Below are 13,618 nucleotides of genomic sequence, written 5' to 3'. Positions count from 1 at the left end.
TTATGCCCGCTGCCGATGCGCTTCCGTCTGCTTCTATGGATCTGGATCCCGAAGAGACGCGCGAATGGCTTGACGCCTTGTCGGGCGTCATTGAAACCGAGGGTCGCGGTCGTGCCCACGACCTGCTTGAACAGTTGTTGGACCATGCCCGCCAAGCTGGTATCGACCTGCCATTTTCGGCCAACACGGCCTATGTGAACACCATCGGGGTTCAGGACGAAGCCCAGTTCCCCGGCAACATGGAAATCGAAGAGCGCCTGCGCGCCTTCATGCGCTGGAACGCGCTGGCCATGGTGGTGCGGGCCAACCGACACGAACCGCCTGATGGTGGTGACCTGGGCGGGCACATCTCATCCTTCGCCTCACTGGCGACCATGCTGGGCTGTGGCTTCAACCACTTCTGGCATGCCGAGCACGAAGGCCATGGCGGCGATTTGCTCTACATCCAGGGCCATTCGGCGCCCGGCATCTACGCACGTGCCTTCATGGAAGGCCGCATCACCGAAGACCAGTTGATCAATTTCCGACAGGAGGTTGGTGGCAAGGGCCTCTCCAGCTACCCGCACCCCAAGCTGATGCCCGAGTTCTGGCAGTTCCCGACCGTGTCGATGGGACTGGGCCCGATCATGGCCATCTACCAGGCGCGTTTTTTGAAGTACCTGCACGCCCGGGGCATTGCCGACACCTCTAACCGCAAGGTCTGGGTGTTCTGCGGCGACGGCGAGATGGACGAGCCCGAATCCTTGGGCGCCATCGGCTTGGCCACGCGCGAAAAGCTCGACAACCTGATCTTCGTCGTCAACTGCAATCTGCAGCGCCTGGATGGACCGGTGCGCGGCAACGGCAAGATCGTGCAAGAACTCGAAGGCGAGTTCCGTGGCGCGGGTTGGAACGTGATCAAGCTGCTTTGGGGCGGCTACTGGGATCCGCTGTTGGCCCGCGACAAAGAAGGCCTGCTGCGCAAGGTCATGATGGACATGGTCGATGGCGACTACCAGGCCTGCAAGGCCAACGACGGCGCTTTTGTGCGGCAACACTTCTTCGGCCGCAACCCCAAGGTGGCCGAGATGGTGGCCAAGATGTCCGACGATGACATCTGGCGACTGAACCGTGGCGGCCACGACCCGCAGAAGGTGTATGCCGCCTACCACGCGGCCGTGAACCACACCGGCCAGCCCACCGTGCTGCTGATCAAGACCGTCAAGGGTTTTGGCATGGGCAAGAGTGGCGAAGGCAAGAACACCGCGCACCAGACCAAGAAGCTGACCGAGGAGGACATCAAGACCTTCCGCGACCGCTTCAACATCCCCATCACCGACGAAGACCTGCCCGGTGTGCCCTTCTACAAACCGGCCGAGCACACGCCGGAGATGGAATACCTGCATTCGCGCCGCAAGGCCCTGGGTGGCTACCTGCCGCATCGCCGGATCAAGGCCGATGAGCAGTTGGTGGTGCCCGAGTTGTCGGCTTTCAAGACCGTGCTGGACGCTACCGCCGAAGGGCGCGAGATCTCGACTACTCAGGCCTTTGTGCGTTGCCTGACACCTTTGCTGCGCGATGCGCAATTGGGGCCGCGTGTGGTGCCCATCCTGGTGGACGAAGCCCGCACCTTCGGCATGGAAGGGCTGTTCCGCCAGATCGGCATCTATGCCCCTGAAGGCCAGAAGTACACGCCGGTCGATCGCGATCAGGTGAGCTACTACCGCGAAGACAAGGCCGGCCAGATCCTGCAAGAGGGCATCAACGAGGCCGGTGGCATGAGTTCGTGGATCGCGGCGGCGACCTCGTACTCCACCAACAACCGGATCATGATTCCGTTCTATGTGTATTACTCGATGTTCGGGCTGCAGCGCGTGGGCGACCTGGCCTGGGCGGCCGGCGACATGCAGGCGCGCGGCTTTTTGCTGGGTGGCACCTCGGGTCGCACAACGCTGAACGGCGAAGGCTTGCAGCACGAAGATGGTCACAGCCAACTGGTGGCCTCGACCATTCCGAACTGCTTGAGTTACGACCCGACTTACGCGCACGAAGTGGCGGTGATCGTGCAGCACGGCTTGAAGCGCATGGTCGAGCAGCAGGAAAACGTTTTTTACTACCTGACCTTGCTGAACGAAAACTACAGCCAGCCTGGCCTGCGTGAAGGCACCGAGGCCGAGATCATCAAGGGCATGTACCTGCTGCAAGAAGGTGCCAACGGGCTACCAAAGGGCTCCCCGCGCGTGAACCTGCTGGGTTCGGGCTCGATCCTGCGTGAGTCGGTCGCGGCGCGCGAGTTGCTGGAGGCCGACTGGGGCGTGGCGGCCAATGTGTGGAGCTGCCCCAGTTTCAACGAGTTGGCCCGCGATGGCCAGGACGCCGAACGCTGGAGCCTGCTGCACCCCACCGAAGCAGCGCGCGTGTCCTTCGTGGCGCAGCAATTGACGCCGCACGCTGGTCCAGTCATCGCTTCTACCGACTACGTCAAGACCTTCGCCGAACAGATTCGCGCCTACATCCCGAAAGGCCGCACCTACAAAGTGCTGGGCACCGACGGTTTTGGCCGCAGCGACTTCCGCTACCGCCTGCGTGAACATTTCGAAGTCAACCGGCACTACATCGTGGTCGCCGCGCTCAAGGCTTTGTCGGAAGAGGGCACCGTGCCTGTGGCCAAAGTGGCCGAGGCCATCGCGCGCTACAAGATCGACGTCGACAAGATCAACCCGCTCTACGCTTGATGCATTGAGGCAGCACTGAATGGCACTCATCGAACTGAAGGTTCCCGACATTGGCGACGTGGCCGATGCCGCCGTCATTGAAATCCTGGTCAAGGCGGGTGACACCGTCAAGGCCGAGCAAAGCCTGATCACGCTTGAGTCGGACAAGGCCTCCATGGAGGTCCCTGCGGCGCAAGGTGGTGTGATCAAGGAGGTCAAGATCAAACTGGGCGACAAGGTCAGCGAGGGCGCATTGATTGCACTGCTGGAAACGACGGATGCTGCGCCCGGCGCGGCCGATCCCGAGCCGACCAGGGCCTCGTCATCAACGCCGGCCGCCGCCTCGGCGGACAGCGGAGGCGGCGCGCGCGTGCCTCCCACGGCTGCTTTGCCGCCGGTCGAGCTACCAGCCCAGGATGGCCATTTGCCGCATGCATCCCCCTCGGTGCGCCATTTCGCGCGCGAGCTGGGGGTGGCGCTGGGCAAGGTGCAGGGATCAGGGCCCAAGGGTCGAATCACGCAAACCGACGTGCAAGCTTTCGTCAAGGCTGCTTTGGCTCAAGGCCCTGCGGTCGCGTCTTCATCGCCAGGCGTCACAGCCGATGGCGAGGGCCTGACCCTGCTGCCTTGGCCCAAGGTGGATTTCGCCAAATACGGGCCCATTGAGCGCAAGCCGCTCTCGCGCATCCAGAAGATCTCAGGTGCCAACCTGCACCGCAACTGGGTGCGCATCCCTCACGTCACCAACAACGAAGAGGCCGACATCACCGAGCTGGAAGCCCTGCGCGTCAAGCTCAATGAAGAGCACGCCAAGACCGGCCCCAAGTTCACGATGCTGGCCTTTTTGATCAAGGCCTGCGCGGTGGCTTTGAGAAAGTTTCCGCAGTTCAACGCCTCTTTGGATGGCGATGACCTGGTGCTCAAGCAGTACGTGCACATCGGCTTTGCGGCCGACACGCCCAACGGCCTGGTTGTGCCCGTGATCCGCGATGCCGACACCAAGGGCCTGTCCCAGCTGGCCGCCGAGACCGCTGCTTTGGCGCTCAAGGCACGCGAAGGCAAGCTGTCGCCAGTGGACATGCAGGGCGGCACCTTCTCGATCTCGTCGCTGGGCGGCTTTGGGGGCACCACCTTCACGCCCATCATCAATGCGCCCGAGGTGGCCATTCTGGGCGTGTGCCGCGCGGCCATGAAGCCGGTGTGGAATGGCTCAAGCTTCGATCCTCGCCTGATCATCCCGCTGAGCCTGAGCTACGACCACCGTGTGATCGATGGTGCCTCAGCTGCTCGCTTCAACGCCTTCCTGGCCACCTTGCTGGCCGATTTCCGTCGCGCACTTCTTTGAACTGACACCATGGCCCTGATCGACATCCCTGTGCCCGACATTGGCGACATCGCCGATGCGGCGGTCATTGAAATCCTGGTCAAGGCGGGTGACACCGTCAAGGCCGAACAAAGCCTGATCACGATTGAGTCCGACAAGGCCTCCATGGAGGTGCCGGCGTCGCAGGCCGGTGTGGTCGGCGAAGTGAAGGTGAAGCTGGGCGACAAGGTCGGGCAAGGCACGGTCATCTTGACGCTGGAAGCGGCTGGGCAGGATGTGTCTGCGGCGGCTCCAACTCCCGCGTCTTCTGCTGCCCCTGCGGATTCCGCCAGCGCTGTGTCGGCTCCGGCTGCATCGCCAGTGGCGGCTCAACCGCCGAAAGCTACGGCGCCTCAGGCCGTCGCCACCAGCCAGAACGCCAGCAAGGCTCCTGAGAACGCCGACTGCGATTTGCTGGTACTCGGTGGTGGCCCTGGCGGCTACAGCGCCGCCTTCCGCGCTGCCGACCTTGGCCTCAAAGTCATCCTGGTCGAGCGCTATGGTGACCTCGGCGGCGTGTGCCTGAATGTGGGCTGCATCCCTTCCAAGGCCTTGCTCCACGTGGCCGCCGTCATGGAAGAGGTCAAGCATTTCGACGCCTTGGGTGTCAGCTTTGGCGAGCCCAAGCTGGACCTGGACAAACTGCGCGCGCACAAATCCAAAGTCACCGGCAAACTCACCACTGGCCTGGTCGGCATGGCCAAGGCGCGCAAAGTCACGGTTGTGCGAGGCTACGGCAGCTTTGTCGATGACCGCCACATCAAGGTCGAAGTCACCACCGGCCCGGCACAAGACAAGTCGGGCGAGACCACGATGCTCAGCTTCAAGCGCTGCGTCATCGCGGCTGGTTCGCAATCGGTGCGACTGGCTTTCATGCCTGAAGACGCCCGCGTGGTGGACTCCACCGGCGCTTTGACCTTGCCCTGCGTGCCACGCAAGATGCTGGTCATTGGTGGCGGCATCATCGGCCTGGAAATGGGCACCGTCTATTCAACCCTGGGCGCACGCATCGACGTGGTCGAGATGAGCGACACCCTGATGCCTGGCGCCGACCGCGACCTGGTCAAGGTCTGGGAAAAGCACAACGCCAAACGCTTCGACCGCATCATGCTGGGCACCAAAACCGTGGCGGCCGAGGCCGTACCCGACGGCATCCGCGTGAGTTTCGAGTCGGCCAAGCCTGGCGTTGAGGCGCCGGCGTCCGAAACGTATGACCTGGTCTTGCAAGCGGTGGGCCGCAGCCCCAATGGCCGCAAGATTGGCGCGGACCTGGCGGGTGTCACCGTCAACGAGCGCGGCTTCATCCCGGTGGACCTGCAGCAACGCACCAACGTGCCACACATTTTTGCCATCGGCGACATTGTGGGCCAGCCCATGCTGGCGCACAAGGCCACGCACGAAGGCCATGTGGCGGCGGAGGTGGCCGCTGGCGAGTTGCTGAACGACACTGCCTTGTCCCGCGCCACCTTCGATGCGCGCGTCATCCCCAGCGTGGCCTACACCGATCCCGAGATCGCCTGTGTGGGCTTGACCGAAGATCAGGCCAAGGTGCAAGGCAAAGCCATCAAGAAGGGCCTGTTCCCGTGGGCTGCCTCGGGCAGAGCGCTGGCCAATGGCCGCTCGGAAGGCTTCACCAAGCTGCTGTTTGATGCCGAGACAAAGCAGATCCTCGGTGGCGGCATCGTGGGCACCAACGCGGGTGACCTGATCAGTGAGGTGGCCCTGGCCATCGAGATGGGCGCGGACGAGGTGGACATCGGCAAAACCATCCACCCACATCCCACCTTGGGCGAAAGCATCGGCCTGGCCGCCGAAGCGGCACATGGGACTTGCACGGATTTGATGCCCCAGAGGCAGCGACCTCAGCGTTCGCGCGACATCGTCCGGTTACCATGAGGGGTTGCCCCTCAGGGGCCTATTCATCGAGGAGTCAAACATGGCCAAAAGTCAGCAACGCAGCGGCAAAGAAGTCAAAAAACCCAAGCAGGACAAGAGTCCCGCCAAGCCCATTTCGCCAGGCGCGGTCATGCCCAGCGTCACCACCGTGGTGCCGGTTCGCGGCAAGTTGAAGAAACCAGGCTGAATCGCCAGCGCCAGCAATCAAGTTCAGATCTAGACTTTTTTTTGATGAAAGTCTAGAATTGGACCATGAGTGCTGCATTGCATCTTCCTCGGTCAGCTGCCGCGCCGCCTGCGTCTTCAGCCCAGCAAATGGGCGCGGCCGGCTTGCGGGCCTTTGCCCGAATCGCAGAGGCCTGGGATTTGAACACCGACGAGCAGTTGCGCCTTTTGGGCGAGCCTGCCCGCTCAAGCTACTTTGCCTGGCGCAAATCGCCCGACACCGCCCGCGTGGCACGCGACACGTTGGAGCGTCTGTCCAACCTGCTGGGCATCTACAAGTCTTTGCAGATCCTGCTGCCCGACCCAAAGGCGGCCGACGCCTGGGTGCGCCAGCCCAACACGGCGGAACTGTTCGGTGGCCGCTCAGCCCTGGACCGCATGCTGGCGGGCAATGTCAGTGATTTGAACCTGGTGCGTCGTTACCTGGACTCAGTTCGCAGTGGCGGCTGGGCATGACCCCAACGGCGCCTGAAGTCCGGCGTTTGCGCTGGCAGCCAGCCTATCGGATCGTGCCCACGCGCTACCCCACCGTGTACCTGTTCGACCGGGTGGCCCAGGCCGATGATTTCGACGCCTTGTATGCGCTGGAATCCTTGACCAACGAACGCATTCGCGATGAAGTGGGGCAGGTTGATCTGGTGTCAGCACAAGACCGCCTGGTCGGCCCAGGCTCCGGTCCTGTCATGGCGGCCTTCACCCACCTCAACCCGGAAGGCAGCCGGTTTTCAGACGGCAGCTACGGCGTGTTCTACGCTGCGCACGACAAAGACACGGCGGTGGCTGAGACCCAATACCACCACGCGCGATTTTTGGCCGCCACCAGTCAGTCGGCCATGCAATTGCCGATGCGGCTGTATGCCGTGAAGATCAGCGCTCAAGTGCATGACCTGCGGCCGCTGGACCCGGAGGGTGTCGATGTGCATGCCGTGGACAGCTACACCGCCTCTCGGGCATTGGGCAAGCAGTTGCGCCAGCAAGGCTCAGCAGGCGTGGCCTACCGCAGCGTGCGCCATCCGGGTGGCGAGTGCGTTGGCTTGTTCAAGCCCAAGGGCGCCAGCCTGTGCCTGCACGCCGCGCATTTGCTTTACGTCTGGAATGGCCAAGCCTTTGTCGATGTCTACGAAAAGCTCGGCGCATGAATGATCAGGGCAAGCGGAACACGAACAGCGCATTGCCTTCGCCGGCTTGCCATGGGTTGCGGCCGCCAAAGCTGCCGTAGCCCGAATTCACGAACAGGTCCTTGCCTGCAGGCACAGCGCCCACGGAGTCGATCGTGCCGCCCGTGCCAGCCACGCCATTGACGTCAACGACGCCCACAACGGTGTTGTAGGACCACAATTCTTCGCCGTTACTGGTGCGGAAGGCTTTGACTTCACCGTTCAGGCTGCCCGCCAGCAAGACATCGTTGGTCACCGACAGCGCGGCCGAGAACAAGGTGGCGTACTGCGTGCCTTGGTAGTCGTGCGTCAGGTGCTTTTCCCAGACCAAGTTGCCGGTGCTCAGGTCCAGCGCATACAGGCCAGGCTTGGCATTGGGCACCGGGCCCATGTTGTCACCGATGGCGGCTTGCAGGTCCAGCAGGTCGGCGATCGACAAGCGCTGGATCTTGTTCACCCAGATGTCGGTGACGGCAGCGTAGACGTTCTTGGTGTCAACGGCCATGCCCCAGTGAATACCGCCCAGGCTACCGCCAGTGCCAATGCGCCTGGACCAGTTCAGGGTGCCCGTCTTGGGGTTCAGTGAATACACGCCCCCATTCTTGGCGCCAGCAATGATGGCTTTGGTGCCGTTGGGCAAGGTGGCCAGGATGGGAGGCGCGCCAAAGTCGAAGTCACCACCTTCAGGGCGTGAGCAATGGCTGTCCAGACCGGAAGGGGCCTGGCAGGCCGCGTTCCACGCATCGCCCGCTGTCGATTGGTACACCCACTTGACCGCACCGGTGTTGATGTTCAGGGCGATGATCGAGTCGGAGTTGGTGGTGGCAGGCAAGCTCAGGTTCTGGCCCGTGCCGATGATGATCGAGCCATTGGCGGCATCGATCAGGGGGGTGCCCCACAAGCTCATGCCGTTGGGGCCACGGGTGCCGGTGTTGGCGTTGTACTTGGCGTCGGCCGAGGTGTGGTACGTCCATTTGACCTGGCCTGTGTACGGATCCACAGCCTGCAACATGCCGTGGCTGAAGCAGCAGGCGGTCAACAGATCGACCACCGTGGTGATGACTTCCTTGGTGGCCACGGGGATGAACAGCGTGCCGTTGTAGGCCTGGGGCGAGCCAGTGATGAAGTGGCGGCCCGTGTCGGTGCCGACGAAGTCTTTCCAGACCAGGGCGCCGGTCTTGGCGTTCACGCCATAGAAGTTGCCATAAAAGTCGCCGCCATAGACCATGGCAGGCTTGAGCAGCGTGGCAGGCAGGAAGTACACCGACGACGATCGGATGGCATTGCCGCCGATGAAGGGCGTGGTCTTGTCCAGGCCTGAATAGCGCCAGTACTCGCAGCCGTTGACGCGGTTGGCCGCCACGATGTCGCGGCCTTCAGAGAAGTACACCGTTTGCTGCGTGACCGCCGGGGCGCCTTTTTTCTCGATCGTGCCCTCGGCCACGTGCGTGTATGCCAGGGTCAGGCTCGCCACATTGGACGAGTTGATCGATGAAACCTGGTTGCGCGTGTTGGCGGAGTTGAACGCGAAGCCATTGGACAGCAGCGCGGAGCTGGTGTTGATGGTGTCGGTGCATGTGGCGGCTTGGGCATGGCCGGTGACAAACGTTGCCGCCGCAACGCAAGCCACGGTCATGAGTCGGCTCATTCGAGAGGTCATGGTGGTTCTTTCTTAATCAGGAAACGACTGTTATCACTTTTGTGAAGAATGGCACATGAATGTGTTGCGTTAAACCGTGGAAATCCCTGATCTCAGTGAAAGTCTCGGCTTTCGGTGGCCAGTCGGCCCAACAGGGCCGACAAATCGCGCAAATGGTGGGCGATCAGGTGCCGAACATCGCCTTCGCGCTGCCAGACACCGTACACGGCCAGCAGGCGTGAATGCAGTAACTCTTGGCGTTGGCGATCGCGCAGGTGTTTCCAGACGATGACGTTGACGGTGCCGGTTTCGTCTTCCAGAGTCACGAAAACCGCGCCGCCAGCGGTGGGCGGTTGCTGTCGGACGGTGACGATGCCGCAGGCGCGGGCCATTTTGCCGTGGGTGAGTTCACGCAAGGTTTGGGCGGACATCAGGCGCTGCTGGTCGAGTTGGGCTCGCAGCAAGGCCAGCGGATGGCGGCGCAAGGTCAGCCCGAGCGAGGCGTAATCGAACACGATCTCTTCGCCTTCGGGCGCGCAGGGCAGGGTCAGCAGGTCTTCATGGACGGGCGCTTCGCGCAGCAAAGCGGGGGCACGGTGCAAGGCGGCCGCTTCCCAGACCTGCTGGCGTCGGTGGCCGGCCAGGCTGATCAAGGCATCGGCCGCGGCCAGGTGGCGCATGTCGGATTGGTCAAGCCGGGCACGGCGCGACAGCTCTTCGACGTTCTTGAAAGGGCCTGCCTGCCGAGCTTCAATGATGCGCGTGGCGGCGTCCGATGACAGCCCGCCGACCATGGACAGGCCCAGGCGCGCAGACGGCTGCCGACTCTGATCGGTGAGGTCAACCAGGGTGCATTCCAGGCCACTGTGCACCACGTCGGGCGGAAGGACGGTCACGCCATGGCGCGCCGCATCCTGGACCAGTTGGCTGGGCGAGTAAAAGCCCAGGGGTTGGGCGTTGATCAGCGCGGCCAGGAAGATGGCGGGCTCGTGGCATTTGATCCAGGCGCTGTCGTAGACCAGCAAGGCGAAGCTGGCCGAGTGCGATTCGGGGAAACCGTAGGCGCCAAAGCCCTCGATCTGCTGGAAGATGCGTTCGGCGAATTCGGCGGTGTAGCCTTTGCTGGTCATCCCTTGGGTGATGCGTTGGTGGAACTGGTCGACGCTGCCATGGCGTTTCCAGGCCGCCATGGACCGGCGCAGGTCATCGGCCTCGCCAGCGGTGAAGCCCGCCGCGATCATGACCACCTGCATGACCTGCTCCTGGAAGATCGGGATACCGTGCGTGCGCGCCAGGGCGGGCTTCAGCAATTCAGGGCAGTCGTTGGGCTCCTGGCCGGAACGGCGCAACAGGTAGGGCTTGACCATGCCGCCCTGGATGGGCCCGGGCCTGACGAGCGCCACCTCTACCACCAGGTCGTAAAAGGTGCGCGGTTTCAGTTGCGCCAGCATGTTCATCTGCGCGCGGCTTTCGATCTGGAACACACCGATGGTGTCGGCCTGGCAGATCATGTCGAAGGTGGCCGTGTCTTTGTCAGGGATGTCTTGCAAGGCGAAAGTGCGGCCCCGCCTGATGCTGATGAAGTCCAGCGCGCGGCGCAAGGCCGAGAGCATGCCCAGCGCCAGCACATCGACCTTGAGCATGCGCAAGGCGTCCAGGTCATCCTTGTCCCACTGGATCACCGAGCGGTTGGGCATGCTGGCGTTTTCAATCGGCACCAGTTGGCACAGTGCTTTGCGGGCGATCACGAAGCCGCCGGTGTGCTGGCTGAGGTGGCGAGGAAAGCCGATCAGGATGCCGGTCAGCTCCTGCCATTGCTGGACGCGGCGTTCGGTTGGTTCAATCCCCATCTCGATCAAACGTTGCGGGTCGATGCCCCGGCCATCCCACCACTGGTGGTTCACGGCCACGCGTTCGATCACTTCGGCGTTGATCCCCAGCGCTTTGCCCACGTCGCGCAAGGCGCTGCGGGTGCGGTAGGTGATCACTGTAGCGGTCAGCGCGGTGCGGTCGCGGCCGTATTTGCCGTAGAGGTACTGGATGACTTCTTCGCGGCGCTGGTGCTCAAAATCGACGTCGATGTCGGGGGGCTCGTTGCGCTCGCGCGAGATGAAGCGCTCGAACAGCATCGTGTTGCGCGCCGGGTCGATCTCGGTGATGCCCAGGCAGTAGCACACGGTGGAGTTGGCGGCACTGCCACGTCCTTGGCACAGGATGCCCCTGGAGCGGGCAAAACGGACGATGTCGTGAACGGTGAGGAAGTACTTTTCAAAGCCCAGTTCGCTGATCAGGGCCAGTTCTTTCTCGATCTGGTTGGTCACCTCGGTGGGGGTGCCACCGGGGAAGCGGCCCAGGCATCCTTCTTGGGTCAATTGGCGCAGGTGGGCTGCGGCGGTTTCGCCGGCCGGGACGATCTCGTCCGGGTACTCATAGCTGAGTTCGTCCAGGCTGAAATGGCAACGCGCCACCACGTCTTGCGTGGCGGCCAGCAGGTCGGCGGGGTAACGCCGCGCCAGCCTCAAGCGGCTGCGCAAGTGCTGTTCGGCGTGAACTTGCAACGCCAAGCCGCAGTCAGGCAGCGATTTACCCAGGCGCGTGGCGGTCAGCACGTCTTGAAGGGGCTTGCGCGATCGCACGTGCATGTGGACATCGCCGCTGGCCAGCAGGGGCGCGCCACTTTGGAGCCCGAGCTCGCGCAGGCGGCTCAGCCACCAGTCATCGTCCAGGGCGTTGAGCAGCTCGACGGCCAGCCAACACCGGCCTGCAAAGTGGGCCTGCAGCCACTGGGCCTGCAGCCACTGGGCCTGTTGCTGCAACTGGGGCCATGGCGTGCGGCGGTGGGGCACCATCAGGATCAGGCAGTCTTGCAGGCTTGAGGGCGCGATGTCTTGCAGCTTGAGCGCGTCAAGCCCTTTGCCTGGCGTGGCGCACCGAAGCCGGGTGATGAACTCGCAGAGCTGACCATGGCCCTTGATGTGGCAAGCCAGGACCACGAGCTTGAAGTCGGGCTGGGCCTGCACCGTGAACTCGCTGCCGATGATCAACTTGAAATCGGGGAGCTTGCCGCCTTGGGCCAAGGCCTGTTCGCGCGCCTTGCGCAAGGCCAGGTGGGCGCGCACCACGCCCGCCACCGAGCAGTCATCGGTCAGGGCCAGGGCCGTGTAGCCCAGTGCCAAGGCACGGTCCACCAACTCACCCGGGTGCGCGGCGCCACGCAAAAAACCGAAGTTAGAGACGCAATGCAGCTCAGCGTAAGCGGGCAGGGCTGCACGGCTGGGCCGGCCCGTGGTCATCGTGGTCATGAAAAGATGCCGTGCAGGAACAAGGGGCTGGACTGGGTTTCCTGCACGTGCCGCTCGCGGAAGACCCACAACAACCCGGCTTGATCGTAGTGCGCCAGGTAGTAGTCGCGGGCCACGTTTTGATCATCCCACCAACCAGCCTCTACACGGTGGGGGCCCGCCAGCAATCGCAGTGGATTCAAACTCAAGGCTTGAGGTTGTGGCAGCAGCCAAGCGGGTTGCGGGTGATCAGCGATGGGCTGCCCCGGGGTGGCGTCGGTATTGATAGGGGCGCAAGAAGAGGGCAGGGCATCCGCCGCCGCAACCCAGTGCTGGGTGTGCTCGATCCGGTGGTCCGCCTGCACCACCGCTTGCCTGACGTGGTCCTTGCCCAGTCGGGCGGACAGCCGGTCCAACAGGGTGGACAAGGCCTGGCGCTGCTGGCGCTGTGCAGCGGGCGAAGCCAGGGCATCAGGCCCTGAGCCCAGGCCCAGCGTGCTGTGCTCCTGGAAAAGGCAATCGCTGTCGATGGCCAATGGTTCGATAGCATCAACGTGCAGGCTCAGGTCGCCCACCGGGCCGCCCAGCGTGGTGCGGTTCAGGTGTTCGGCCAGCAGGCGGTGCAGGCGGTCCAGGTCGCGCGAGGCCTCGGACAGGCGCATGACCAGTTCACCTTGCGGGGCCACGTCGCGGCGGTGGAAATCAAGTTGCCAGCGCAAGGTCAGGGCCCTGACGCCACTGTGGCGCCCCGCCAGCCAGGCGCACAAGGGCTGCAGCAGGCGCCGGGTCGCGAACACCAGCGAGGCGGCGGTGTCTACTCGGCCGGGTAACTCGAGCCGCAAATCGAATCGTTCCGGCGCCTGCACCCACTCAAAGGCTTCGGGCTTGGCACCATGCGCCTGGTCCAGCGCCAGCAGCAAGGCCGCGCCGAAACGGCGGCTCATGCCGTGCCGAGGCAGGCGACGAACATCGCCCAAGGTTTGGCAGCCCAACCGGGACAAGGTGGCCGCATGGGCTTGCACGGCACTGAGGGTGGACAAGGGCAGCTCGTCAAGGCGGTTGCTTTTGCCTTTGGTGGGCCTGCCGTAGCGGGCCCGCGCCAACGTGGCCAAGGCGGTGGGGCCGCACGCCCAACGACTCCACCCTAGTTGCGCCGCGCCCTGCACGATCAGGCGCTTCAGGTTTTGCGAGCCGCCAAACAGGCGCTGGCTGGCGTGCACCTCCATGACCACGGCCTCGTCCAGCAAGGCCACGCGGGGCGTGAACTGCAAGGCCCACCAGGCGAGCAACAAAGCAACCAGGCTGTCGTCAGGCGACGAGGCGGCTTCTTCGGGCAGCAGGGCGATCCAGAACAGCATGGGCCA

At 63.5% G+C, this 13,618-nt stretch carries 9 protein-coding genes; 6 read left to right on the top strand and 3 right to left on the bottom strand.

All coding sequences use genetic code 11. The features are described from left to right. The first annotated feature begins 35 nt into the window (after positions 1-35). The 6 genes from aceE to H7225_RS11690 all read left to right on the top strand — a co-directional run bounded on the left by aceE (position 36) and on the right by H7225_RS11690 (position 7,316). Positions 36-2,714 (top strand): pyruvate dehydrogenase (acetyl-transferring), homodimeric type, encoded by a 2,679-nt coding sequence (gene aceE, locus H7225_RS11715; RefSeq protein WP_290661994.1) that lies wholly within the window; start codon positions 36-38, stop codon positions 2,712-2,714. 19 nt (positions 2,715-2,733) lie between these two features. Beyond that, complete coding sequence (aceF, locus tag H7225_RS11710) at positions 2,734-4,038, top strand: dihydrolipoyllysine-residue acetyltransferase (protein ID WP_290661992.1); 1,305 nt, start codon at positions 2,734-2,736, stop codon at positions 4,036-4,038. A 9-nt stretch (positions 4,039-4,047) separates the two neighbouring features. Beyond that, positions 4,048-5,952 carry a dihydrolipoyl dehydrogenase gene (gene lpdA, locus H7225_RS11705; protein WP_290661990.1) on the top strand — a complete coding sequence of 635 codons (1,905 nt, stop codon included), beginning with the start codon at positions 4,048-4,050 and terminating at the stop codon, positions 5,950-5,952. Positions 5,953-5,992: 40 nt separating this feature from the next. Continuing rightward, positions 5,993-6,139, top strand: a complete 147-nt coding sequence (locus tag H7225_RS11700) for a hypothetical protein (RefSeq protein ID WP_290661988.1) — start codon at positions 5,993-5,995, stop codon at positions 6,137-6,139. A gap of 65 nt (positions 6,140-6,204) precedes the next feature. Next, positions 6,205-6,633 carry an MbcA/ParS/Xre antitoxin family protein gene (locus tag H7225_RS11695; protein WP_290661986.1) on the top strand — a complete coding sequence of 143 codons (429 nt, stop codon included), beginning with the start codon at positions 6,205-6,207 and terminating at the stop codon, positions 6,631-6,633. Next, positions 6,630-7,316: an RES family NAD+ phosphorylase gene (locus H7225_RS11690; RefSeq protein ID WP_290661984.1), complete on the top strand. Its 687-nt coding sequence runs from the start codon at positions 6,630-6,632 to the stop codon at positions 7,314-7,316. The genes H7225_RS11695 and H7225_RS11690 overlap by 4 nt, the downstream gene beginning before the upstream one ends. Positions 7,317-7,320: 4 nt before the next feature. Here the strand turns inward: H7225_RS11690 and H7225_RS11685 are convergent, their stop codons facing one another. The 3 genes from H7225_RS11685 to H7225_RS11675 form a co-directional block, all read right to left on the bottom strand. Then, positions 7,321-8,994 (bottom strand): PQQ-binding-like beta-propeller repeat protein, encoded by a 1,674-nt coding sequence (locus H7225_RS11685; protein ID WP_290661982.1) that lies wholly within the window; start codon positions 8,992-8,994, stop codon positions 7,321-7,323. A gap of 92 nt (positions 8,995-9,086) precedes the next feature. Beyond that, complete coding sequence (locus H7225_RS11680) at positions 9,087-12,275, bottom strand: error-prone DNA polymerase (protein ID WP_290661980.1); 3,189 nt, start codon at positions 12,273-12,275, stop codon at positions 9,087-9,089. After that, the gene (locus H7225_RS11675) at positions 12,272-13,612 is read right to left on the bottom strand and encodes a DNA polymerase Y family protein (RefSeq protein ID WP_290661978.1); all 1,341 of its coding nucleotides are present in this window, start codon (positions 13,610-13,612) and stop codon (positions 12,272-12,274) included. Before H7225_RS11675 ends, H7225_RS11680 begins: the two co-directional genes overlap by 4 nt. Positions 13,613-13,618: the final 6 nt, after the last annotated feature.

This window comes from Aquabacterium sp. (assembly GCF_014378415.1).
In the GTDB taxonomy this organism is placed as follows: domain Bacteria; phylum Pseudomonadota; class Gammaproteobacteria; order Burkholderiales; family Burkholderiaceae_C; genus Aquabacterium.
This window is presented reverse-complemented; position numbering and strand designations above follow the sequence as displayed.